Annotated in this window: 23 protein-coding genes and 2 pseudogenes; 15 read left to right on the forward strand and 10 right to left on the reverse strand. The window is 68.8% G+C overall.

The annotated features are described in order from the left end of the window. Positions 1-187: 187 nt before the first annotated feature. On the reverse strand, positions 188-1,162 hold the full coding sequence (locus AB0H88_RS41895) for an NAD(P)H-binding protein (RefSeq protein WP_357654168.1): 975 nt from the start codon (positions 1,160-1,162) through the stop codon (positions 188-190). On the opposite strand from AB0H88_RS41895, the gene AB0H88_RS41900 reads away from it, so the two are divergent. Next, positions 1,161-1,460: a hypothetical protein gene (locus AB0H88_RS41900; protein WP_357654169.1), complete on the forward strand. Its 300-nt coding sequence runs from the start codon at positions 1,161-1,163 to the stop codon at positions 1,458-1,460. The two genes, AB0H88_RS41895 and AB0H88_RS41900, sit on opposite strands and share 2 nt — an antisense overlap. Before the next feature lie 26 nt (positions 1,461-1,486). On the opposite strand, the gene AB0H88_RS41905 is transcribed toward AB0H88_RS41900, so the two are convergent. Both AB0H88_RS41905 and AB0H88_RS41910 read right to left on the reverse strand, forming a co-directional pair. Further along, on the reverse strand, positions 1,487-2,497 hold the full coding sequence (locus AB0H88_RS41905) for an NAD(P)/FAD-dependent oxidoreductase (RefSeq protein ID WP_357654170.1): 1,011 nt from the start codon (positions 2,495-2,497) through the stop codon (positions 1,487-1,489). Positions 2,498-2,571: 74 nt separating this feature from the next. After that, positions 2,572-3,507, reverse strand: coding sequence for an alpha/beta hydrolase (locus AB0H88_RS41910; RefSeq protein WP_357654171.1), 936 nt, complete (start codon positions 3,505-3,507; stop codon positions 2,572-2,574). Positions 3,508-3,738: 231 nt separating this feature from the next. On the opposite strand from AB0H88_RS41910, the pseudogene AB0H88_RS41915 reads away from it, so the two are divergent. The 3 genes and pseudogenes from AB0H88_RS41915 to AB0H88_RS41925 all read left to right on the forward strand — a co-directional run. Further along, positions 3,739-3,996, forward strand: a pseudogene (locus tag AB0H88_RS41915) (helix-turn-helix domain-containing protein); the annotation flags it as partial. A 103-nt stretch (positions 3,997-4,099) separates the two neighbouring features. Then, positions 4,100-4,456 (forward strand): hypothetical protein, encoded by a 357-nt coding sequence (locus tag AB0H88_RS41920; RefSeq protein WP_357654196.1) that lies wholly within the window; start codon positions 4,100-4,102, stop codon positions 4,454-4,456. A gap of 204 nt (positions 4,457-4,660) precedes the next feature. Continuing rightward, positions 4,661-4,972: pseudogene (locus AB0H88_RS41925) on the forward strand (hypothetical protein); the annotation flags it as partial. A gap of 135 nt (positions 4,973-5,107) precedes the next feature. Here the strand turns inward: AB0H88_RS41925 and AB0H88_RS41930 are convergent. From AB0H88_RS41930 to AB0H88_RS41940, 3 genes are all read right to left on the reverse strand, one after another. After that, on the reverse strand, positions 5,108-5,767 hold the full coding sequence (locus AB0H88_RS41930; RefSeq protein WP_357654172.1) for a TetR family transcriptional regulator: 660 nt from the start codon (positions 5,765-5,767) through the stop codon (positions 5,108-5,110). Between the two features lie 16 nt (positions 5,768-5,783). Beyond that, positions 5,784-6,014: a hypothetical protein gene (locus AB0H88_RS41935; protein WP_357654173.1), complete on the reverse strand. Its 231-nt coding sequence runs from the start codon at positions 6,012-6,014 to the stop codon at positions 5,784-5,786. A gap of 740 nt (positions 6,015-6,754) precedes the next feature. After that, positions 6,755-7,378: a LysE family translocator gene (locus AB0H88_RS41940; protein WP_357654174.1), complete on the reverse strand. Its 624-nt coding sequence runs from the start codon at positions 7,376-7,378 to the stop codon at positions 6,755-6,757. 107 nt (positions 7,379-7,485) lie between these two features. On the opposite strand from AB0H88_RS41940, the gene AB0H88_RS41945 reads away from it, so the two are divergent. From AB0H88_RS41945 to AB0H88_RS41960, 4 genes are all read left to right on the forward strand, one after another. Further along, complete coding sequence (locus tag AB0H88_RS41945) at positions 7,486-8,475, forward strand: LysR family transcriptional regulator (RefSeq protein WP_357654175.1); 990 nt, start codon at positions 7,486-7,488, stop codon at positions 8,473-8,475. A 546-nt stretch (positions 8,476-9,021) separates the two neighbouring features. Then, on the forward strand, positions 9,022-9,618 hold the full coding sequence (locus tag AB0H88_RS41950; protein WP_357654176.1) for a dihydrofolate reductase family protein: 597 nt from the start codon (positions 9,022-9,024) through the stop codon (positions 9,616-9,618). A 52-nt stretch (positions 9,619-9,670) separates the two neighbouring features. Further along, entirely contained in the window at positions 9,671-9,994 is a 324-nt protein-coding gene (locus AB0H88_RS41955) for a YciI family protein (RefSeq protein WP_357654177.1), read from the forward strand. Further along, positions 9,991-11,226: a DUF6596 domain-containing protein gene (locus AB0H88_RS41960; protein ID WP_357654178.1), complete on the forward strand. Its 1,236-nt coding sequence runs from the start codon at positions 9,991-9,993 to the stop codon at positions 11,224-11,226. The genes AB0H88_RS41955 and AB0H88_RS41960 overlap by 4 nt, the downstream gene beginning before the upstream one ends. A gap of 279 nt (positions 11,227-11,505) precedes the next feature. On the opposite strand, the gene AB0H88_RS41965 is transcribed toward AB0H88_RS41960, so the two are convergent. Continuing rightward, the gene (locus AB0H88_RS41965) at positions 11,506-12,189 is read right to left on the reverse strand and encodes a helix-turn-helix domain-containing protein (protein WP_357654179.1); all 684 of its coding nucleotides are present in this window, start codon (positions 12,187-12,189) and stop codon (positions 11,506-11,508) included. Positions 12,190-12,335: 146 nt separating this feature from the next. On the opposite strand from AB0H88_RS41965, the gene AB0H88_RS41970 reads away from it, so the two are divergent. Genes AB0H88_RS41970 through AB0H88_RS41985 form a run of 4 tightly spaced genes read left to right on the forward strand, consistent with a single transcriptional unit; the run spans position 12,336 to position 15,581 of the window. Continuing rightward, entirely contained in the window at positions 12,336-13,544 is a 1,209-nt protein-coding gene (locus AB0H88_RS41970; RefSeq protein WP_357654180.1) for a cytochrome P450, read from the forward strand. Positions 13,545-13,549: 5 nt separating this feature from the next. Continuing rightward, positions 13,550-14,494, forward strand: coding sequence for an ATP-binding cassette domain-containing protein (locus AB0H88_RS41975; protein ID WP_357654193.1), 945 nt, complete (start codon positions 13,550-13,552; stop codon positions 14,492-14,494). Next, positions 14,491-15,249: an ABC transporter permease gene (locus AB0H88_RS41980; RefSeq protein WP_357654181.1), complete on the forward strand. Its 759-nt coding sequence runs from the start codon at positions 14,491-14,493 to the stop codon at positions 15,247-15,249. Before AB0H88_RS41975 ends, AB0H88_RS41980 begins: the two co-directional genes overlap by 4 nt. A 47-nt stretch (positions 15,250-15,296) precedes the next feature. Next, entirely contained in the window at positions 15,297-15,581 is a 285-nt protein-coding gene (locus AB0H88_RS41985; RefSeq protein WP_357654182.1) for an inositol monophosphatase family protein, read from the forward strand. A gap of 22 nt (positions 15,582-15,603) precedes the next feature. On the opposite strand, the gene AB0H88_RS41990 is transcribed toward AB0H88_RS41985, so the two are convergent. Continuing rightward, positions 15,604-16,395 carry an alpha/beta hydrolase gene (locus AB0H88_RS41990; protein WP_357654183.1) on the reverse strand — a complete coding sequence of 264 codons (792 nt, stop codon included), beginning with the start codon at positions 16,393-16,395 and terminating at the stop codon, positions 15,604-15,606. 88 nt (positions 16,396-16,483) lie between these two features. Between AB0H88_RS41990 and AB0H88_RS41995 the strand changes: the two genes are divergently transcribed. Together AB0H88_RS41995 and AB0H88_RS42000 are read left to right on the forward strand one after the other, a co-directional pair. Then, complete coding sequence (locus AB0H88_RS41995) at positions 16,484-17,071, forward strand: TetR/AcrR family transcriptional regulator (protein WP_357654184.1); 588 nt, start codon at positions 16,484-16,486, stop codon at positions 17,069-17,071. Positions 17,072-17,098: 27 nt separating this feature from the next. Beyond that, positions 17,099-17,356: a DUF4158 domain-containing protein gene (locus tag AB0H88_RS42000; protein WP_357654185.1), complete on the forward strand. Its 258-nt coding sequence runs from the start codon at positions 17,099-17,101 to the stop codon at positions 17,354-17,356. 139 nt (positions 17,357-17,495) lie between these two features. Here AB0H88_RS42000 and rox read toward each other — a convergent pair whose 3' ends face one another. After that, positions 17,496-18,920 (reverse strand): rifampin monooxygenase, encoded by a 1,425-nt coding sequence (gene rox / locus AB0H88_RS42005; protein WP_357654194.1) that lies wholly within the window; start codon positions 18,918-18,920, stop codon positions 17,496-17,498. 543 nt (positions 18,921-19,463) lie between these two features. Here rox and AB0H88_RS42010 point away from each other — a divergent pair. Continuing rightward, complete coding sequence (locus AB0H88_RS42010) at positions 19,464-21,293, forward strand: ABC transporter ATP-binding protein (protein WP_357654186.1); 1,830 nt, start codon at positions 19,464-19,466, stop codon at positions 21,291-21,293. 205 nt (positions 21,294-21,498) lie between these two features. Here the strand turns inward: AB0H88_RS42010 and AB0H88_RS42015 are convergent. Beyond that, the coding region (locus AB0H88_RS42015; protein ID WP_357654187.1) for a ricin-type beta-trefoil lectin domain protein at positions 21,499-22,037 on the reverse strand (539 nt) is incomplete at its 5' end.

A 22,037-nucleotide genomic window follows, 5' to 3' on the forward strand; every position in this document is an offset into this window, starting at 1 on the left:
GAGCCGAAGGCTCTGACCAGGTCGAGCCGTTCGGCCGCTGGCCCGATCCCCGCGAGGACGAGGGCCACGACGAGTCCGACGAGGAAGATCCAGCTCCGAAAGTTACTCTGAGGTTACTTGTCGCCTGGTTCGCCGCTCGTCAACAGCGCCCCTTGTTCGCCCGCCCCGACGCCTTGAGAGCCACCCCTCAGGCTGAGGACTCCGGTGTGGCGTCATGTTCTGCTCCGGAACGCTCGTGGTTCGGGGCAACCGCCAGTTCGCGCAGGCGAGTATTGTTCTGCAGCGCCCACCGCATGGTCCGCGGTGGGCGCCCGAGCAGGGTTTCCAGTTGGTCGGTGACGACGTCGTACCGCCCGCCGGCGACCAGCCTGGTCAGGGTCCTCATGTGCGCCGCCACGTGCTGGGCCGCAGTGTCGCCCAGGGTTTCCTGCAGGAAGGTCTCGTCTATGAAGGCCTCGTGCCAGGCCTCCAATTCCTCGGGGATGTAGGCGACCTGGCGTCCCAGCGCGGCTGCGTAGTCCTCAGCGAACCCGTACATGTCCTTCAGCTCCGGGCCGGTGAGCTCGTAGGACTTCGAGATGTGCGGTGCGGGGTCGACCAGCATCTTCACGCACACCTCTGCCACGTCGTGAACGGCGATGGGCGCGAGCCGCTGGTTGCCGAAGGGCAGGCGCAGTTCACCGTTGCTCAGCGGGCCCAGTGGCAGCCAGGTCATCAAGGGGTTCTCGACGAACAGGGTCGCACGCACGTTGACGGTCGGGATGCCGGACCAGTCCAGCACCTGCTCGCAGACCCAGTGCGCCCGCTGCTGCGGTGACCAGTCCGTGACCAGTCCGCCGAGCCAAGAACGCCGCTCCTCATCCGGTGTGGTCATCTTCTCGAGCGTCATGTACGACTGCTCGTAGTCGGACATGTTCACGAAGACCTCGATGTCGCCCTGGGCTCGCGCCGCCGCGGCCATCAGGGTGAGGGCATCGGCGTAGTACGGCGACAGGCTCATGCTGAAGTAGATGCGCCGGACACCCTTCAGCGCGGCGGCCACGTCCGCGAATTTGAGCAGGTCGCCGACGAAGACCTCGGCCCCGGCCTCGCGCAACGACTGCGCGCGTTCGTCGTCCCGTCGCACGAACGCGCGCACCGGGTGGCCCTGTTCGAGCAGCATGTCGACCATCACCCTGCTCACAGCACCGATTTGGCCGCCGGCGCCGGTGATCAGAATGGGATTGCGCTCCGACATTGTTGTGTCCTCCATCTGGTTGGGGTGGGTCGGCCGTTCAGGAAGCCGAGGATGTGGAGTCGTCGAGGCGGGCGAGGAAGTCGAGGAGTGTGGCGTTGACCTCGGTGCGACGCTCCTGCTGCCCGCTTGCTGGGCATGGCTGAAAACCGTCTGGAAACTGATCAGTTTCCAGACGGGAAAACAGATCGGTTTCCTCACCGATGAAGGTGAGGCGGGCGGGTGACGGGCTGAGATCTCAGGGCTTCAAGATCATCCTGTGGCCCCTTGCGGGCTTGCCTCGGCGATCCCCTGGAGGGCCGCGTCGGTGTCCGCGATGGCCAGCATCCTGTTGATGTCGGCGCCGGCCAGTGCGCCGGCCGCTGCGGAGGCCCCGACCTGGGCGACCAGATCGGTGACGTTGCCGGCCATCCACACACCCGGCACCTCGGTGGTGCCGGCCGTGCCGGAGGCGAAACCGCGGCCCTTCGGCAGGTCCTGCACCGGCAGGCCCAGACCTTCCAGGCCCTGGGTGCGGGCCTGCAACTGCGCGGCGACCGCGAGGACGCGGCGGGCCACGACCTGGCCGTCGGCCAGGCGCACCCCGGCGAGGGCACCGCCCGTGTCGTTGACGACCTCGGTGACCGGGGTGTCGATGACGCGGATGCCGCGGGCGGCGAAGCGGGCGCGGCTGTCCTCGTCCAGGTCAGTGCCGTGGGTGAAGTAGGTCAGGTCCTCGCTCAGCTGACGGAACAAGAACGCGTGGCCGATGGAGACCGGACCGGTGGCGAGGATACCGATGGGCTCATCGCGCACCTCCCAGCCGTGGCAGTACGGGCAGTGCACCACACTGTGCCCCCAGTGCTCGGCGAGCCCGGGCACCTCCGGCAGCACATCCGTCAGGCCGGTAGCCACCAGGATGCGGCGAGCGGTGATGCTGCGGCCGTCGGCCAGGGTGACGGTGAACCGCAGGTCCCCGTCCGCCGACGGGGCGGCAGACTCGGCCGAGACCACCTCGCCGAGCACGACGCGTCCGCCGTACTGGCGCACCTGCTCCCGGCCCCGTCGAAGGATCTCGGGCGGCGGGGTGCCGTCCAGGGCGATCAGGCCGTGCACGGCCTCGGCGGGCGCGTTGCGCGGGGAGCCGCTGTCGATCACGACGACCGAGCGGCGGGAGCGGGCGAGGATCAGTGCACCGTTCAGCCCCGCGGCGCCCCCGCCGATCACCACCGCGTCGACGGTCCCCTCGGCCAGTGCGTCGCTCGCGTACGGAGAAGTCGTCACAGCCATGGCCTCCTGCCTTTCCTTATCAGTCATGGTTCGGTCAACCCTTCGAGTTCTGGGTGGTGGGAGGGGGGTCAGCCGTTCAGAAAGCCCAGGATGTGGTCGGCGACCGTCTTGGGCTGCTCCAGGTGCGGGAAGTGCCCTGCGCCGGGTATGACGATGCGTTCGAGGCCGTTCGCGAACAGGTCGTCCATGCCGTCGCTCAACTCCACGGAAAAGCAGTTGTCGTCGGCCCCGTGGAGGTAGAGCGACGGAACGGTGAGGGCACCGAACGCCCGGGCTTCCAGGGCTTGGGCCGCCTCGTCCGCGGGGGGCGTGAACAACTGGCGGTAGTAGCCCAGGATCTCGGTCAGGACTCCTGGAGCACCCAGGGTTTCCTTGAGCGCGGCACGCTCCGCGTCCGGCAGCTCGTAGCCGGGTGACCATTCCCGCCAGAGCCGGTCGATGAAGGCGAAGTCGTCAAGCTCGACGGCCGCCTCCGCCATGGCTGTCTGGAAGAAGAACATGTACCAGCTGCGTCGCTGCTGGTCACCGTCGGTGACCAATGAGGTCATCAGTTGACGGCCATGGGGAGCCGCCATGGTGACAAGCTTGCGGACACGCCTCGGGTCGAGGCTCGTAGCCGCGTACGCCGCCGCGGCTCCGAAGTCGTGGCCGATGAGATCCGCCTGCTCGCGCCCGAGCGCTTCGATCAGGGCGAGGACGTCCTGGCCGGTCGAGGTAATGCGGTAGGAGCCGTCGGGAGCCGCCCCGCCGGGCCAGTATCCGCGCTGTGCGGGCGCGACCGCCCAGTACCCTTCCTGCGCAAGGCGGTCGAGGATCCCTGTCCAGCTGGCGGCATGGTCAGGAAACCCGTGGAGGCACACAACGAGCGGCCCGCTGCCGGCCTCAAGGATCGGAACCTCCAGCCCGCCTGCCTGAACCGTCCGATGACGGACGCGGTCGGTCGCCTGGGACCGTCTGGCCGGGGAGCCCTCGCCAAAGGGCTGTCGCTGGGTCACCGGTGTCATGAGTTCAACCCCCAAGCCGCCTTCGCGGCGTCGCGGTCCGGCAAGCCCGGACCAAGCAGCAAGTACGGCTGACGGCGACCAGGACGCTGACGCCGATCACGGAGCCGATCTGCTGGACCATGTTTGAGCGGAATCGCTTAATTGCCCATTGATGTGCAGACTAGTTTATTGCCCATTGATGTGCAAATATCGCGACGACTCCCTCCTCCCACCCGCCCTCGAGGTACCGACGTGACCAGCCGACCAGCACGAACACCGACGACGAGGCCGAGACGGTCTCCGGCCCGGCCCCACGAGACGCCGCCCCCTCCTGCTCCAACTTCGACCTCGACTTCGGCGCAGCGTCGGGACGCGCGGGCCACCCGTGCCCGGATCCTCGACGCGGCTCGGCGGGAACTGACCCGCGACCCCGACAGCAGCCTGGAGGACATCGCCGCCGCCGCCGGTGTGGCCCGGCGCACCGTGTACGTCCACTTCGCCGGCCGGACCGCGCTCGTCGAGTGCCTGGCCGCCGAGGCCGCGGAGGCGATCCGGCGCGGGTGTCCCGGCCCCGACCCCCGACGCCGTCGCGGACCTGGCGCGATTCGTCCTCATGATGTGGCCCGTCGGCGACCGCTACCGCACCCTCATCCGGCTGGCCCGCGGCCAGGACCTCGCCCCCGCACGCGTCGACGAACTGCTGACCCCCGCCCGCGACATGGCCACGAGAGCCCTCGCCCACGGCCGCCGACAGGGCGTCTTCCAGACCACCGTCCCGCCCGAGCCGCTCGCCCGAGCCATCGAGGCCCAACTGCTGGCCCTGCTCGACTGCGTCGACCGCGGCCTGTGCCCCGACGACGGCACCGGCGCCGCAACCGCCGCCCTCATCGCCGCCGGAGTCGCCCCGGACACCGCCGCCGCGAAGGTCGATCACGTACGGAAGACCGGGTCGCGATCGAGTCCCGTCTGAAACCCGTGCCCGCACCCCCACTCGCACTCACACAAATGTCCGCCCCCAACTCCCTGCCCCCCGAAGCCCTTTGGAGGAGGGCCGATGTACCGCCCCCGCCCCGAGCACGACCGTGACCAGGAGTGCGAGTTTTCGTACTCGAACTCGCACGAACCCGCCGACGGCTCCGACCGCCCGCTGCCGGTGACCGAACTCGCCCCGCGGATGGACGGGTTGACGAAGCCGGACGACGACAGCGAGGCCCGGGCCCGCTCGGCGGAGGCGACCGTCTTCCTGTCGTACGCGGACCTGTCCGACGCCCTAGGCCTGGAACTGACCCCGGGCTACGGTTCCGACCGGATCCGCGCCCGCGTCCTGACCACCCTCGGCTTCGAGGTCACCGCGACGACGACCGTCTCGGCGGCCTCCGGCAACCGCGTCACCTTCAAGGACTTCAAGGTCGCGGGCCGCGTCGCCCTGCCCGAGGCCGGTGAGAGTTGCTCGGCCAGGTCTTCGCCGAGCCGATCGCCGCGGAACATCCCCTACGGCCTCCGACTGCGCTCGGTCACCACCACGGAGCAGGGCCTCACCGCCCACTTCTCCGGCAAGTCGGTCACCTTCCGCCGCGACGACGCCCGGGACACCTCGTCGAACGGGTCGGCCGGAGAGAAATCAGGTGCCGGGGGCCGGAAGAGCCGTAGCCATCGCCGACGCAACCTCCTCGACCACCGCGCTCGCCCGATCCTCCGGCACGCCGGCCGCGATGAGGGTGGCCGTGGCGATCCGGTGCCCGTCGTCCTCCAGCGCGCCGGTGTTGACGGACTCCACCAGAGCTACGATCATCGCCATCAGGCCTGCGCTCTGCACGGCCGGCGGCAGATGGGAGTGGAAGACGCCGTCCCGCTGCCCGCGCTCCAGGATCCCGGTGGCGGCCTCCCGGGCCGGCGCGAGCACCTCGTCGAGGCGCTCGGAGCCGAGGTCCCGCCGGGTGAGCGCCAGCAGCAGGCGGTAGCGGTCGCCCACGGGCCACATCCGGAGTACGAACCGCGCCAGCGCCCACTCGGCCGACTCCGCCGGCTCCCCCGACTCCGGCCCGGCCTCCACCGTGTTCCGCAACGTCTCGGCGGCTTCCTCGGCGAGCGCCTCCAGCAGCGCCGCCCGCCCCGGGAAGTGCCCGAAGAGGGTGCGCCGGACGACCCCGGCGGCCCGCGCCAACTCCTCCAGCGTGACATCGGGGTTCCGCCCCAGCTCCTCACGGGCCGTGGCCAGGATGCGTGCCCGGTTGGACCGCGAATTACGGCGCAGCGGCTCACGGGCCACGTGCTTGCTCACGGAGAACCTCGCAGCATCAAAGGACGGACGAATGGCCCCCCATTTTGTCACGCCGAGCCGAAGCCCCCGTCTCCACGCCGATCAGCCGGGCCGCGGTCAGCGCGGGCGTCCCGGCCTTGCTCACCGGGATCAAGCCCACGTTGCATGAGCGCGCCACCGTCAAGGCGGCCAGGGTGATGTCGAGGTCGTCGCGGCGCACGTGCGAGCCGGTGATGTGGGTGAAGTAGTCGAACATCCACCTCGACATCGAGCACCTGCACCGCCTGCTGCAGGTGACCACCCGCGTCCGCGAGGTCGCCGACCGGCTCTACTGGTGACTCTCCGTGCGCCTTGCTTGTAAAAGAGGGTACTTATTCGATTGTGTGTTTGGGTTTTGACTTCGCCCGAGCGCCTTTACAAAGTAGATTTCTTGGACAGGCGGAACGCCGCGACCCGGATCGAGCGGGTGGTCAGCGCGGCCGAGGCACTGTTCGAGCGCCAGTTCATCACCACCACAAGCGGGAGCGGGTCAAGCGGCCGCGATGGGGGCTGTTGCACTGAGGGGAAGCCTCAGGACGAAGCAAGCCCCGCCGCTTGCGGATCCCCCGTCGTGGAGGGTGCCCATGTGCGTCTGGCCGATGTCGCGGGCGATCGCCCGACCGAGGCCCGTGCCCTGGTCATCCAGGCGGCGTGCCACCTCCATTTCGCCGAGCACTCGCAGGTAAGGATCGCATCCAACCGGTCGACGCCTCTCAGCGCCCTGGTGAGAAGGCCGTCGAGATCGCTCTGGTCGGGACACAGGTGGGCCGCCTCCAGCTCTATCAGCATGTCGGGGACGATCGGGATCGTCGTAGTTCGGCGCGCACAAAGCGAGTGTGGATTCTCGCAGCCATGCCGAGATGTTGGACACGTGATAGCGGTCGATCCTTTGTCTCGATCAAGATCTGCGGCACAAGGGCGGCAGATGCCTCGGGCGGTCGGGCGCTGGAAGAAGTACCGGCCCGGCCCTCAGACACCCGCTGCCACCGCGGCGCCCAGCCCCAGCAGGACGACGCCGGTGGTCACGCTGAGTCCCCGCAGGACCGTCGGCTGCGATACCAGGGCGCGCCCCCGGCCGACGGCCCAGGTGAGCAACATGTACCAGGAGGCGCTGACGAGCGCCCACAGGGCTCCCAGGGCAACGGTCGACAGGAACACCGGGCCTTTCGCGGTCACGAACTGGGGCAACACCGAGACGGCGAACACGCCCGCCTTGGGGTTGCCGAGGTTGGTGATCAGGCCGGTGAGATATCCACCCGCGAAGCCGGTGCGGAGCCCGCCCTCGGAGGGCGGAGGGGTGGAGACGGTGATGAGCGCGGTCCGTAGCGTGTTCACCCCGAGGATCATCAGCACGATGCCGCCTGCGATCCGGAGCACCGCGTACGCGGTGGGGCTGGCCAGCAGGACGGCGGACAGCCCGGCCGCGGCGGCCGTGGACCACAGCAGGAAGCCGGTGGCGTTGCCGGCGAGCGTGCCTCGGACTGTGCGTTGCCCGCCTTCCAGAACCTGCCGGATCATCAGGGCTTGACTCGCGCCTGGCAGCATCGCCAGCAGCAAGGTGGTGGCGATGAAAACGGGCACATGCGTGGGCATGGGAGAGAACCCCTTCCGGGGGATGCGGCCGATGGTGTCCCCCAGTCTTCCTCTCCCGTACTCGTAACAGAAGTTAAAAGAGAAGGGTGCAGCGTTAGGATTAGTGAATGCTGGTGGACCCGGGACAGCTGCGCCTTCTCGCGTTGATCGAGCGGCACGGCTCCATGACGGCGGCGGCTCACGCACTCCATCTCACGCCCGCAGCGGTCACACAGCAGGTGGTCAAGGCCGAACGCGACTGGCAGGTGTCCCTGGTCATCCGTGGTCCTCGCGGGGCGACGCTCACCGCGGCCGGTGCGCTGCTGGCCTCCCACGGTCGAACCGTGGAGGAGGCATCGGACAGGGCCGAGGCGCAACTGGCCGCACTGCTCGGCCACCTCTCGCTCCGTCTGCGGATCGGGACGTTCCAGGCGGCTGCCCTGCACCTGCTGCCACCCGCCCTGACGGCCCTGCGCCACCGCCATCCGGACGCCGACGTCTCGGTCGTAGACGTGGTTTCCGGACGCGGAGCGGACGAGATCAGCGCGGGGCGCCTGGACCTCGCCATTGTCGCGTCCTGGGGCACACCGCTCGCGCCGCCCCCACACCTACGGGCCCACTCGCTCCTCTTGGACCCGATGGTCGTGGTTCTCCCCGATGACCACCCACTGGCCACCGGGCACCCCCCGGACACCGAACTTCACCTGGAACAACTGCGCGACGAATCGTGGGTTTCCATCCTGGCCGGCCATGCCGCCCGCGAGCAGTTCCACGACGCTGCCCGCGAGGCCGGCTTCACTCCCACCGTACGGTTCGAGACCGAGTCCTACGACGTCGCCCAGGCCCTCGTCGGCACAGGCATCGCGGTGGCCCTCGTCTCGCGTCTGGCCCTGACCCATACGCCTGGCACCACCCATCGCGAACTGGCCCACCCCAGGCCCTACCGCCAGCTCTACGCCGTGACCAAAACCGACGCCAGTCTCACACCGCTCGCAGACATCCTCATCGACCTCCTACGTGATGTCGCCCGCGACATCACCGCCACCTGGGAGGCTCCCCTGCAAGAAAAGCCAACGCTCATCGAACGCACCGCACGGAGCCTGAAACCCCGGTTCTGAATCGACACCGCCTGGTCCGGAGCGGCCGGCCCCGCTCCGACCGGCCATCGACGCCGGCAGCCGGCCCGGCGTCGACCCCGCCGCAGCCGGAGCCCCGCCGTAGCCGGAGCCCCGCCGCGGTCGAAGCCACGGCAGCCGGCTTCAACCACCGCGCCGCGTCGTCGGCGCTTCACCCGGCGGCTGCGGGCTGCGGTTCCTCCGTCCGCTGGCCGGGGATGGGGGTGGCGAGGCCAAGATCGAGACGGCTGTTCATGTCGAGCTCGAACCGGCCGTACGGGTTCACATGCGTCCAGAACAGCGGTGACAGGCCCAGCGGTCCGCGTCGGTGAGCTTGTCCGCCTCCTTCGGGCTTGTCCGCACTGGGCGCGCTTGAGGAGGTGGAGCGGGGTCGCCGCGACATTGTCGTGCTGTCGGATCGCCGGCGACCGGCGTCGCGGAAAATTCTGCAAAGAAGTCGGGGAGGCGGTGTCGGATCGGGGCGGTGGTGTTCGTAGCAGGGGTGAGGCCGCCCGCAAGGGGCGGCGCCAAGGCAAAGGAAGCGCGATCATGAAGCTGACGACCGTGACTCAGGTCACCATCGATGGAGTGACGCAGGGAAACGGCGGTGCGTCGGAGGAGGACCGCCGGAACGGATTCGAGCGCGGCGGATGGGCCCTGGGGGCGGGTGACGACGAGACCAGGACGTTCATCACGCAGACCTACCAGCGCGCCGAGGCGTTCCTGTTCGGCCGGCGCACCTACGAGTTGTTCACCTCCTGGGGATCAAGCGCACATCCCATCGGCGTGGCCTTGACCGAGGCCCCCAAGTACGTTGCCTCGACCACGCTCACCGCGCCGCGTTGGGAGAACACGACCGTTCTCCGCGGTGACCTCGCGGCGGCCATCAGTGAGCTGAAGGCCAAGCCCGGGGGTGAGCTGCAGGTGCACGGCAGTGGCATCCTGACCCGGTGGCTGCTGGAGAACGACCTGGTCGACGAGATGATTCTGATCGTGATCCCGGTGATCCTCGGCCAGGGCGCGAGACTGTTCCCGAAGAGCGGTCCGGATCTTGCGCTCGACCTGGTCGAGTCGCGGGTCGACTCGAAGGGCGTGACGATCCAGGTCTACCGGCCGGCCGGGCGCCCTCGATATGCAACGGCCTGAAGTCCCAACCACCGAACCACGCTGTCTTGACACAACAGGAGATGATCGTCAGATGCGATACCTGGTTTCCGTGATCGATGACAAGAGCAATCCGGGCAGCACGGATAGGCAGCCTGCCATCAGCGCGTTCAACGAACGACTGATCGCCGAGGGCTACTGGGTTTTCGCGGGCGGACTCGCGGACACCGACACGGCCACGGTCATCGACAACCGGGGTGAGCAGACGGTGTTCAGCGACGGGCCTTTCGTGGAGTCGAAGGAGTACCTCGCCGGCGTCTGGGTGTGGGAGGCCCCCGATCTGGACGTGGCGCTCAAGCTCGCCGCCGAGGCGTCGAAGGTCTGCGATCGGAAGATCGAAGTGCGGCCGTTCCAGTGAGCGACGTCGAGGAGGCGATCACCCGGGTCCACCACGACGAGTGGGCGCGGGTGGTGGCCGCTCTGACCAGGCGCTTCGGCGACCTCGACATCGCCGAGGAGGCAGCGGCCGAGGCGTTCACGACCGCCGTCGAGCGGTGGCGGGCCGACGGCCTGCCACCCAACCCGGGCGCGTGGCTGACCACCACCGCCAACCGCAAGGCCATCGACCGGATCCGGCGAGAGAACAAACGCGACGACAAGCACAAGGAGGCTCAGATGCTGCACGACAACACCCCACCCAAGCCGCTGGGCGCCATCGACGACGACCGGCTCCGGCTGATCTTCACCTGCTGCCACCCGGCGCTGGCGGTGGAAGCGCGCGTGGCGTTGACGCTGCGCATGGTCGGCGGTCTGACCGCGCCCGAGATCGCCCGTGCCTTCCTGGTGCAGGGGACCACCTTGGAGCAGCGGATCACCCGCGCGAAGGCCAAGATCAAGGCGGCTCGCATCCCCTATCGGATGCCGTCCGCCGACGATCTGCCGGCTCGTGTCTCCGGCGTCCTGGCCGTCCTGTTCCTCGTCTTCAACGAGGGCTACCTGGCGACCGGCCCCGGCACTGATCCCGTACGTCACGACCTGACCGCCGAGGCGATCCGGCTCACCCGCCTGATCCGCGCGCTCCTGCCGCAGGACGGAGAAGTGGCCGGCCTGCTGGCGCTGATGCTGCTCATCGAGGCCCGCCGCCCCGCCCGGGTCTCGGCCAGCGGCGAACTGGTCCCCCTGGCCGAGCAGGACCGCGGCGCCTGGGACGTGAAACTGATCGCCGAAGGTCATCGGCTGGTGCGCGAGCGCCTGGCCGCTGCCGCCGCCGGGGTGGCTCCGGGCCGCTATCAAATCCTCGCCGCGATCAACGCCGTGCACACCTCCGCCCGCGACATCCGCGACACCGACTGGTCGCAGGTCCTCGCCCTCTACGACCAGCTCGTCCGCCTCGACCCCTCGCCGATCATCGCCCTCAACCGGGCCATAGCCGTCGCCGAGCTCGACGGGCCGGAGGTGGCGCTGGCCATCGTTGACCGCCTCGCCGAGGCGTTGGCCGGCTATCACGCCTACCACGCCACCCGCGCCGACCTGCTGCGCCGGCTGGGCCACAGCCAGCAGTCACGCACGGCCTACGACCGGGCCATCGAGCTGACCGGCAACACCGGCGAGACCGCCTACCTCACCCGCCGCCGCGATCAACTGCGGTAGCGCCCAGCATCCTCCCCTGCTACGAAGCCACGAGCTCACGGTCCTGCTGCTGGCGGCGCTGATCCACGAGCGGGAGCGGAAGATCATCCACACGCTCCGAGCCCGCCTCCCACCCGACCTACCAGGCCATGCCGGAGGTCGGCCGGGCGTCGCCAAGCGGCTGGCGCCAAGCGGCGATGTCGCACGGCCGGGCAGCTCGGAGTAGGTCACGATCGCGTCGAAGTCCGCTGCGCGCGAACTCGGCAGGCGGGAATCTGGGGCACAATCCCTGCGGTCTGATCACGGCGGGAGGTCGCGCCAGCGTTCGGCCGACGCCAGAGCGTCCAGGCTGATCCGCTCCAGGAATGCACCGCCCCTGGCCAGGCGGCGTCCCACGGGCGTGTTGAGCCCGAGCGTCTCCCCCGCCGCCTTCGCGACCTCCGCCGCCGCGAGCGTCTGCCGCGAGCCGATCACCGTCGAGTGGTACCAGGCGTCGTCGTCGACCACATAGATGTCGCGCCGCCGCTGCGGATCACGCTCGCGCCTGATCAGGCCCTGCTGGGTCAGGTAGCCCACGGCCATGGAGACCGAGGCGGGACTGACTTTCAGCCCGCGCGACAGCTCGGCCGCGGTGAGCCTGCCGTCCTCGCTCAGCCACAGGCCGATGAGCACGCGCGCCATCATCTTCGGCAGGCCCATCCCGATCGCCATCTCGACGGCTCCTTCTTCCGCCTCGACCACCTTGCGGTCCTGGGATTCGGCCTCGGGCGAACGGGCCGCGGTGCCGCGCCGCGCCCGCCGCGCCGCCGCCTGGTGCGCACGCTCGGGCCGGTAGTCGCCAGGGCCGCCGTTGCGGCCGACCTCGCGGCTGATCGTCGAGGTCGGCCGGTCCAGCCGCCTGGCGATCTCGGCGTAGGAGCGGCCTTCGGCCAGGCCGGTCGCGATGCGCTGGCGGTCCTGCCGGGTCAACCTTCCTTCTGGCATGACGCCATTATTGCGTTCGGCGCCACACAATGCAACGTTTCAGTGCATTCAGTTTCAGTGCCAATGCATCAATATATCGGCTCTCAGCTGCGCTTACGTGTATTGAATGATTGACATAATTTCTGAAAGCAACGTAGCTTTCAATCATGCCGAACACGTACTATCGCGAAGTACCGGTCACCCCGTCCCTCGACCGCGCACCCGCCTGTCCCTTCGATCCCGCCCCTTCGCTCACCGCTCTGCGCGCAGAGCAGCCGATCGCCCGCCTGGCCGCGCCCGAGGGCGCCCCCGGCGTCTGGATGATCACCGGATACGACCTGGTCCGCCAGATCCTCGCCGACCCGCGCTTCAGTTCCCGCTACGAAACCCACTACCACCCCCTGGCGGGCGGCCACCTGCCGCCCGCCCCCGTCGGCGACCTGACCGGCATGGACGCCCCCCAGCACACCCGCTTCCGCAAACTGCTGGCGGGCAAGTTCACCGTCCGCAGGATGAACCTGCTCACCGATCGGGTCACCGAGATCACCCGTGAGAGGCTCGACGCGATGGAGCGGCAGGGGCCGCCCGCCGACCTCGTCGAGGTCTTCGCGCAGCCGGTTCCAGCGCTGATGATCTGTGAGCTGCTCGGCGTGCCGTACGAGGACCGCAACCAGTTCCAGAGCTCCACCCGGGCTCTGTCGGACGCCGGGACCGCTGGGGCGCAGTACGACGCCTTCGCCGAGCTCGGCACATACCTGCGGGAGCTCGCGCTCGCCAAGCGTGCCAAGCCGACCGACGACCTGCTCAGCGACCTGGCCACCAGCGGCGACCTGACCGACGAGGAGCTCGGCGGCGTGGCCGCCTTCCTGCTCGGCGCCGGGCTCGACACCACCGCCAACATGCTCGCGCTCGGCACTTTTGCCCTGCTGCGCAACCCGGCCCAGCTCACCGCCCTGCGCGGCGACCCTGACCTGGCCGTCGGCGCCGTGGAGGAACTGCTGCGTTACCTGTCCGTCGCCGCCACCGGTATGCGCGGCGTCCTGGAGAACGTGGAGCTCGGCGGCAGGCAACTCAAGGCGGGCGACACGGTCATCATCGCGATCAACACCGCCAACAGGGACCCGGCCAGGTTCTCCGACCCCGACATGCTCGATCTGCGCCGCTCGGCCGCCGGGCATCTGGCCTTCGGCCACGGCGTCCATCAGTGCCTCGGTCAGCAGCTTGCCCGCATCGAGATGCGTGTCGCGTTTCCCGCGCTACTCACCCGCTTCCCGACGCTGCGGCTCGCCGTACCGGCTGAAGCCCTGTCGCTGCGCACCGACCCCGCGCAGGTGTACGGCGTGCACAGCCTGCCCGTCACCTGGGATCGGGGGTGAACACGATGCGAACCTTCGTCTCGGTGACGGGGCTGCGTAAGTCCTACGGCGCCCACCGCGTCCTGGACGGCATCGACCTCACCATCCCGCAGGGCACCATCTTCTCGCTGCTCGGCCCGAACGGCGCGGGCAAGACCACCGCAGTGCAGATCCTGTCCACCCTGATCAAGGCCGACGCGGGCGAGATCCGGGTGGCCGGGCACGACCTGGCCAAGGAACCCGACGAGGTGCGTGCCGCGATCGGCGTCACCGGCCAGTTCTCCGCGGTCGACAGCTTCCTCACCGGCGAGGAGAACCTGCGGCTCATGGCCGACCTGCTCCACCTCGGCCGAGCCAAGGGCCGCACGCGCACCCGCGAACTGCTGGAGCGCTTCGACCTCACCGACGCCGCGCGCAAGCCCGCGGCCACCTACTCGGGCGGCATGCGCCGCCGGCTCGACCTCGCCATGACCATGGTCGGCACGCCCAGGCTCATCTTCCTCGACGAACCGACCACGGGCCTGGACCCGCGCAGCCGCCGCACCATGTGGCAGATCGTCAGGGACCTCGTCCAGCAGGACGGCGTGACCATCTTCCTGACCACCCAATACCTGGAGGAGGCCGACGAACTCGCCGACCGCATCGCCCTGCTCAGCCAGGGCCGGCTGGTGGCCGAGGGCACGCCCGAAGAACTCAAGCGAATGGTCCCCGGCGGCCACATCGTCGTACGCTTCGCCGACCCCGACGGGTACCGCAGGGCGGCCGGCCGCGTCGGCGCCACCTCCAGCAACGACGCGGCACTCACCGTCCAGATCCCCGGTTCCGGCGGAGTCCGGACGCTGAGGAAGCTCCTGGAGTGGCTGGACACGCATGCCATCGAGGTCGCCGAGTTGTCGGTACACACGCCCGACCTGGACGACGTCTTCCTCACGCTGACCCAGGAGCCCTCGGCCAAGGAGCCCTCCCGATGAGAGCGATCACCGACTCGGCGACGATGCTGCGGCGCCAAGTCAAACACATCTGGCGCTACCCCACGCTGATCCTCACGTTCGCGGCCGTGCCCGTGGTGTTCCTGCTGCTGTTCGTCTACGTCTTCGGCGGCACCATGGGCGCGGGCATCGGCGCCGACCGCGCCGCCTACGTCGGTTACCTCACCCCCGGCATCATGATCACGACGATCGTCGGGGCCGCGCAGGGGACCGCGATCTCGGTGGCGACCGACATGACCGAGGGCATCATCGCCAGGTTCAAGACCATGGCCATCGCCCGCGTCTCGGTGCTCACCGGTCACGTGCTCGGGGCGATGGTGCAGACGTTCCTCGCGATTGCCATGGTGAGCGTGGTGGCACTGCTGATCGGGTTCCGCCCGTCCGCCTCGGTACTGGACTGGCTCGGCGTGGTCGGGGTGCTGGCCATGTTCACCTTCGCGATCACCTGGCTGTCGGTCGCGCTCGCCATGGTCACCAAGAACGTGGCCACGGCCAGCAACCTGCCGATGCCGCTGATGCTGCTGCCGTTCCTCGGCAGCGGCTTCGTCCCGACCGAGTCGATGCCGACCGGTTTGCGGTGGTTCGCCGAGCACCAGCCGGCCACCCCCGTCGTCGAGACGCTGCGCGCGCTGCTGGCCGGGCGTCCAGCCGGGTCCGGCTTCCTGGAGGCGGCTGTGTGGAGCGCGGGCATCGCCCTGGTCAGCTATCTGTGGGCACGCAGGCTCTACAACCGGTGAGGTTCACTGGATCGGAAGAATCCGAGCCCTTCGATCGCCGCCTTCACATGGTGCAGATTCTCGGCGTCGACCTAGGGCTGATCATCGACGGCATCCGGAAGCAGTTTCCTCACCATGCGATCCTCGGCGAGGAGACCGGCCGGCACGGCTCAACGACCTCCGAGATGCAGTGGCTCGTCGATCCCCTCGATGGCACGAACAACTGCGTAATGGGAGTGCCGTACTTCGGCGTGTGCATCACCGCATGCGTCGACGGGGATCCGGTCGTTAGGGCAGGATGTGACAGTCGGCAGCTCGGGCCGGGCCTCGGTGGTGTGCTCCGTCAAGGTTGACCTCCAGTCGAATGAGAAGCCGTCAGCGCAGGGTGTCGCGGAGCGCCTGGGCGAAGGGTCCCGGGTCGCTGATGAAGGCGATGTGGTTGCCCGGGAACTCGACGTAGGGGCAGCCGGTGCGTTCGGCGACGATGGGCGCGGTACGGGCGTAGAACGCGCCGGTGCTGGCGCTGCCGGCCGCGCTGACCATCGCCACGCCGTTGGCGCGGATCCGGTCGAGGTCCGGAGTGTAATAGGTGATCGGCAGGAACTCCCGTGACAGGAAGAAGTGGCTGTTCGGGGTGATGTTCTCCGCCGAGATGCGGGCGATCGTGGACTCCTCGAAGCCCACGAAAGAGGAGTGGAACACCTTCATGGCCGCGACCTCGCCGTCCTTGAGGAATGTGTCGTGGGCGCCGTCCATGAACGTCTGCCAGGCGCGGCCGTCGGGCAGGATGGACATGACCGGAGCCTCGTGGGCGATCAGTTTCGTGATCGCTTCCGGGTGGTGAGCGGCCAGTTCGAGGCCGATGGAGGCGCCGCAGCTGTTACCGAAGATGTAGGCCCGCTCGTGGCCCATGGCGTGGATCACGGCGACGGCGTCGCGGGCCTGCTGGGCCATGTCCATGTCCCGGGTGAGGTCGCCGGTGCTGCGGGAGTTGCACCGCCGGTCATAGCTGACCACCGTGTACTCCCCGGCGAGCAGGGCGGCCAGGCCCCGGTGGCGGGCGGCATCGCCGCCACCGCCGGAGATCAGCAGCAGCAGCGGGCCGCTGCCCTGGTAGTCGTAAACGATCTGCGCACCCTCGGTGTGAACGCTCTCTGTGGTGACCATGACTCTCCTTAAGATGCTGGGCGCATCTAATTGCGTTCGAGTACGCTAACACGCGTAAGATGCGAAGCGCATCCTAAGGAGTGATCCATTGACGGCCACACGGCGGCGGGGAGAACGGCTGGAGCACGCCATCTTGGACGCGACGTGGCAGATACTGACCGAGGTCGGCTATGCCAGGCTGACCTTCGAAGCGGTCGCCGCGCTGGCCGGCACCAGCCGCCCGGTGCTCAGCCGCAGATGGCCCACCCGGGCCGAGCTCGCGCTCGCGGCCATGGACCACGCCGCCCCGCCCGGCGCCGAGGCGCCGGACACCGGCAGCCTGCGCTCGGACCTGGTCGAGCTGCTGCGCCAGACGGTGAACGGGTTCGGCACCGTACGCGGCGAGGTGCTGGCAGGATTGGCCGCGGAAACGGCCCGCGACCCGGACGCCAGCGCCGCCCTGCACGCCTGGATCGCGCGCTCCACCCGCGAGGACATGACGGCGGCCGTCCTCGCCAGAGCAGCGGACCGGCACGAGATCCGCGCGGTGAAACCTCCACCACGGGTGCTCCGGCTCCCCTTCGACCTGATCCGCAATGAGGTGGTGCTCCACGGCCACCCACCCGCCGACGACGCGATCGCCTCCATCGTCGACGACATCCTGCTGCCCCTCCTCCGCCAGCTCACCACCTCCTGAGGCCAAGCGCCGCCTGCGGTCGGGAACGTGCGCCCGCCGACCAAGTTGGGCTGGGCGGTGCGGTGGGGCACGGTCCGGATGCTGGTGACGTTTCTGGCGAACACTGCGCTGAAAGTGCCGGCCGAGGTGGTCGAGTTCGCCGCCGAGCAGGTGGAGGTCGATCCGTTCGTCGGACGAACTGTTCGCGGAGACCGTGGCGGACCGGGCGGACGACCCCCCGGCTCGTGCGACTGCGGCTGCGGCTGCGGCTGCGGCTCGCCTCCGATGGTGCGGCATGAGCGGTGACGTGGTGCAGTACATCAGCCTGTTCCTGCTCGGCGTTCTCCCGGGTGAGAAGCTGATCGTCCGCTACGACATCCATCCCGCACTGTCAGTGGCTACTGGCCGTTCCGACCCAGGGCCCTTCTCGGTTGCTCGGGCGAAATCAGTTGGCGGGCTTGCCGAACCAGCGGGAGAGGTGATCGTCCAGGTCCTGCTGATCGTCGCCGATCCAGGCGACGTGGCCGTCGGGGCGTAGCAGGACGCACGGAACATCCAGTACCGCAGTGGGATCCGCGAGGTGATCGACCCGGTCTGACCAGCCGCCCACGGTCAGGCGTTCGGTGCGGTCCAGCAGCAGGCCGCGGCCGCGATGCAGCAGACCGTAGAGGTGGCCCTGTTTCACCTCGATGTCGCGCAGGCGGCGGCCGAGCAGGTCGGGGCCTTCGCCGAAGTCGTAGCGGATGCCGATCGCGGTGATCTTCTCGATCAGAAGGCGGTTCACCTCGTCGAAGTCCATCAGTTCGGCGAGCAGCCTGCGCACGGCCCGCGGGCCCGGTTCGGTGGACAGCAGTTCCATCTGGGCGCGGGTGTTGTCCAGCACGTCCTCGGCGACCGGATGACGTTCGGCGTGGTAGGTGTCCAGCAGTGTTTCCGGCGCCCAGCCGCGGATCTGTGCGGCCAGTTTCCAGCCGAGGTTGAATGCGTCCTGAACGCCCAGGTTCAGGCCCTGCCCGCCGATGGGTGGATGGATGTGTGCCGCATCGCCGGCCAGCAGCACCCGCCCGACGCGATAACGTTCGGCCAGCCGGGTGGCATCCCCGAAGCGGGACAACCAGCGCGGGGAGTGCACGCCGAAATCGGTTCCGGCGATGGTGCGCAGCTGTTGTTGGAAATCCTCGAGGGTGGGTGGTTCCGCGCGGCCGCTGACGCCCGCGGCGGGGACTACGACGCTGTAAACTCCTTCGCCGAAGGGCCGGATCCAGAATGGCCGATGGGTCTCGTGGATTCCGGTCACCTTCGCGGTGATCTCCTCCTGCGGTACACCCACTTCCATCTCGCCCATCAGCGTCTCGGTCCGCGAGGGCTCGCCGGGGAAGCCGACGCCGAGCAGTTTGCGCACCGTACTGCGCCCGCCGTCACAGCCGATGAGATAGCGCGCACGCAGCTGTTCTCCGTCGGCCAGCTCGACGGTCACACCCTCGTCGTCCTGCTCGACACCGGCCACCGCACAACCGCGCCGGACCTGCGCACCCAGTTCGACCGCATGCTCTTCGAGCAGGCGCTCGATGACCGGCTGCGGGATGCCCAGCAGATAGGCGTGCGCGGAATCCAAGCCCCTGGGCGCGGGTTTGTTGATGGCGGCGAAGAAGCCGCCGGCCGGACGCCGTCTTCCATGCTGGAGAATGCGATCCAGCAGTCCGCGCATTGCCATCAGCTCGAGACTGCGAATATGCAGACCGACTATGCGAACGAACGACTTGGGCTCGGTTTCCTTCTCCAGAACGAGTACACGCACGTCGTGCAGCCTCAGTTCGGCGGCCAGCATCGCGCCGGTCGGCCCGCACCCGGCAATGATCACGTCGAACATGAGGGGCGCGCGATCGGCGTCGGAGCCCGGCGACCGGAGTCCGGAGACATCGCCCACGGTGAAGTCGCGCTCGACCGTATCGTTCGACGACGGCTCGGCGGGGAACTGCGGAGAGTGCATAGGTGTTGCCTTTCAGGAGTGCCTTGTTGGCGAGGCGCTCCCGGCGACACCTACGTCAATCGCCGGCCGTGACGGCAAGGGGGAGCACCCACATCGATACAGCGTTCATGGGTCTCACCTCCTGGGGCGGTGTCACGGTCAACCGCAAGCTACAAGTTCGAGCATCATCCCGTCCAATCCTTTTCCAGCCACGTGATCACGACTCCAGACGGGCCAGTGCGGTTGCCGGGCGAATCCGGCGTGGCGGCAGGCTGGTCCCGGTCACGGTCGACGGTCTGGCGACCGTGATCTACGCAGCGCTACTCGGCGCTGGGGACACGTTCGGAGAAGACCCCCGACTGAGGTGGCCGGAAAATCAGTCGCCTCCGCGTACGGCCTGCGGCAGCATGGTCACGGTCGGTTGTCGGGGTTCGGGAGGGGCGGATGGCTGTGCTCGGATCACTTCAGGGCACCGAAGGCACTTCATCCGTACGAAAGTCGGCGGTCCTGCTCGCGCTGCGTCACTACTCCGGTGAGCTGGTGCGCCAACGGCGCGTCGCGGTGCCCGCACTGGCGATGCCCGCGCTCGGGAACATCTGCCTGTTCTACCTGGCGCCGCTGGCGGTGGCCGGCATCGTGGGGCATCTGTCCGCGGGCGGCGACGGCTCCGTCGGCGCGCTCCTGCCGTATGTGCTCAGCTTCGCCGGGTGGCTGCTGGCCGGTGAGGTGCTGTGGCGGATCGGGCTGCATTTCCTGAATCGTACGGACGCCCGTGGCATCGAGCACCTCGGTGTGGTGGGCATGGACGAGTTACTGACCAAGGACACCGCGTTCTTCCACAACAACTTCGCCGGGTCGCTGACCAAACGGGTGCTGGGGTTCTCCTCCAGATTTGAGGACTTCGTCGACACGTTGACCTTCTCCATCATGGCCAAGGTGGTGCCGATCGCCTTCGCCTCGGTGGTGCTGTGGACTTATCACCCGCTGCTGGTCTTCGTTCTGGTGGGCCTCATCATCGTCACGGGCTGCGTTGTCGCGCCGCTCATCCGCCGCCGCCAGGCGCTGGTGGACAAGCGTGAGGCCGCCAAGGTGCGGGTCTCGGGCCACGTCTCCGACGTCCTGGCGAACATGGACACCGTACGCGCGTTCGCCGCCGAGGACCGCGAGGCCGCCGAGCACCGTGTCAGGGTCGCCGAGCTGCGGAAACTGTCGCTGCGTTCCTGGGACTACGGCAACCTGCGGGTGGACACCGTGGTCGCCCCCATCTCGATCCTCACCAGCGCCCTCGGCCTGCTGCTGGCCGTCGCGCTCCGGGGCGGTCTGGGCGTGGAGGCCATCGTGGTGACGTTCACCTATTACTCGAACACGATCAGCGTCATGTTCGAGTTCAATCAAATTTACCGGCGCATCGAGAGCGTGCTCACCGAAGCCGCCCAGTTCACCGAGCTGCTGCTCGTACCGTCGAGTGTGGTCGATCCGGCCGACCCGCAGCCGCCGCGCCAGGCTGACGCGAGCATCCGCTTCGACCGGGTGAAGTTCGCCCACGCCGGCGGTCCGCTCCTGTTCGAGCGCCTGGACCTGGACATCCCCAGCGGCACCAAGATCGGACTGGTCGGCCAGTCCGGCGGCGGCAAGACCACGCTCACCCGGCTGTTGCTGCGCCTCATGGACGTCGACGGTGGCCGGATTCTGATCGGCGGCCAGGACATCGCCCGCATGCGGCAGGCCGACCTGCGCGGTCTCATCGCGTACGTGCCCCAGGAGCCGGCCATGTTCCACCGGTCGGTGCGGGACAACATCGCCTTCGCCCGGCCGGGTGCCACCGACGCGGAGATCATGCGGGCCGCGCGGGCGGCGCACGTCACGGAGTTCGTCGAGTCGCTGCCGAAGGGATTCGACACCCTGGTCGGTGAGCGGGGCGTCAAGCTGTCCGGCGGCCAGCGGCAACGGGTCGCCCTCGCCCGCGCCATTCTGCGCGACGCCCCGATCCTGCTGCTGGATGAGGCGACCAGCGCCCTGGACTCGGAAAGCGAGATCCTCGTCCAGGAAGCGTTGTGGGAGCTGATGCAGGAGCGCACCGCGCTGGTGGTCGCGCACCGCCTGAGCACCGTCGTCCGCATGGACCGGCTCGTCGTCCTGAACCGGGGCGAGATCGTGGAGCAGGGCACCCACGGCGAGCTGCTCGAGTCCGATGGCCCCTACGCCCGGCTCTGGCGTCACCAGTCCGGCGGCTTCCTGGTGGAGGACGACACTCCGGACGCGCTCCGCCGATGAAGGGGCCTCCAGCAGTTTCAGCAGAGCCGCAGTTGGAGTGTGAGAACTGTTGTCGAGCCACACCCGGCCGCTTCGAACGGTTGTGGCTCACCCTCCCTCGAACCCCCATCGGGGCCGAGGGAGGGGCCGCACCAGGGGTGCGCTCAGCGGGTGGAGCGGGTCTGAGGCATCAGATCCAGGCGTCGAAGCGACCAGCAGACGATGCTCACGCGGTGCCCGCGTTGTAGGTCCACTTCTGGTTGCTGCCGCCCCAGCAGGTGTACAACTGCAGCCCCGTGCCGTTGCCGGTGCCGCCGCCGACGGCGTCAAGGCACAGCCCGGACTGTACGCCCACGATCGTGCCGTCGGAGTTGACGCGCCACTTCTGGTTGTCGCCACCCCAGCAGGAGTAGATCTGGATCTTGGCGCCGTTGCCTGTGCCCCCGGCGTCCAGGCACTTGTCGCCGTACTTCAGCTCACCGGCCGTGCTCTGCGTCCACTGCTGGTTGCTCTGACCGTTGCAGTCCCACAGTTGCACCGCGGTGCCGTCGGTGGTGCTGGAGTTGGGCACGTCCACGCAGCGGCCGGAGGCCGTGTTCTTGATCTGCCCCGCGTCGCCCCCGCCGGGCGGCGGCGTCGTGCTGCCGCCGTTGAGCGCGTTGAGCACCGCGGTGTAGGCGGCCTTCTTGTTGCCGTTGCCGTCGAAGAGCAGCGGGGTGGCGTTCGCGCCCAGCCAGGAGTCGCTGTCGCGGACGCCCCATGTCG

Source organism: Nonomuraea sp. NPDC050680, from assembly GCF_040654555.1.
Taxonomy (GTDB): domain Bacteria; phylum Actinomycetota; class Actinomycetes; order Streptosporangiales; family Streptosporangiaceae; genus Nonomuraea.

Excerpts from the sequence above, each read along its gene's own strand:
- AB0H88_RS41990 (WP_357654183.1), bottom strand. The coding sequence starts at position 16,395 with ATGGTCACCACAGAGAGCGTTCACACCGAGGGTGCGCAGATCGTTTAC.
- AB0H88_RS41900 (WP_357654169.1), top strand. The coding sequence starts at position 1,161 with ATGTCGACCATCACCCTGCTCACAGCACCGATTTGGCCGCCGGCGCCG.
- AB0H88_RS41980 (WP_357654181.1), top strand. The coding sequence starts at position 14,491 with ATGAGAGCGATCACCGACTCGGCGACGATGCTGCGGCGCCAAGTCAAA.
- AB0H88_RS41895 (WP_357654168.1), bottom strand. The coding sequence starts at position 1,162 with ATGCTGCTCGAACAGGGCCACCCGGTGCGCGCGTTCGTGCGACGGGAC.
- AB0H88_RS41985 (WP_357654182.1), top strand. The coding sequence starts at position 15,297 with ATGGTGCAGATTCTCGGCGTCGACCTAGGGCTGATCATCGACGGCATC.
- AB0H88_RS41940 (WP_357654174.1), bottom strand. The coding sequence starts at position 7,378 with ATGCCCACGCATGTGCCCGTTTTCATCGCCACCACCTTGCTGCTGGCG.
- AB0H88_RS41910 (WP_357654171.1), bottom strand. The coding sequence starts at position 3,507 with ATGACACCGGTGACCCAGCGACAGCCCTTTGGCGAGGGCTCCCCGGCC.
- AB0H88_RS41920 (WP_357654196.1), top strand. The coding sequence starts at position 4,100 with ATGATGTGGCCCGTCGGCGACCGCTACCGCACCCTCATCCGGCTGGCC.
- AB0H88_RS41945 (WP_357654175.1), top strand. The coding sequence starts at position 7,486 with ATGCTGGTGGACCCGGGACAGCTGCGCCTTCTCGCGTTGATCGAGCGG.
- AB0H88_RS41975 (WP_357654193.1), top strand. The coding sequence starts at position 13,550 with ATGCGAACCTTCGTCTCGGTGACGGGGCTGCGTAAGTCCTACGGCGCC.
- AB0H88_RS42010 (WP_357654186.1), top strand. The coding sequence starts at position 19,464 with ATGGCTGTGCTCGGATCACTTCAGGGCACCGAAGGCACTTCATCCGTA.
- AB0H88_RS41950 (WP_357654176.1), top strand. The coding sequence starts at position 9,022 with ATGAAGCTGACGACCGTGACTCAGGTCACCATCGATGGAGTGACGCAG.
- rox (WP_357654194.1), bottom strand. The coding sequence starts at position 18,920 with ATGTTCGACGTGATCATTGCCGGGTGCGGGCCGACCGGCGCGATGCTG.
- AB0H88_RS41970 (WP_357654180.1), top strand. The coding sequence starts at position 12,336 with ATGCCGAACACGTACTATCGCGAAGTACCGGTCACCCCGTCCCTCGAC.
- AB0H88_RS41935 (WP_357654173.1), bottom strand. The coding sequence starts at position 6,014 with ATGTCGAGGTGGATGTTCGACTACTTCACCCACATCACCGGCTCGCAC.
- AB0H88_RS41955 (WP_357654177.1), top strand. The coding sequence starts at position 9,671 with ATGCGATACCTGGTTTCCGTGATCGATGACAAGAGCAATCCGGGCAGC.
- AB0H88_RS41965 (WP_357654179.1), bottom strand. The coding sequence starts at position 12,189 with ATGCCAGAAGGAAGGTTGACCCGGCAGGACCGCCAGCGCATCGCGACC.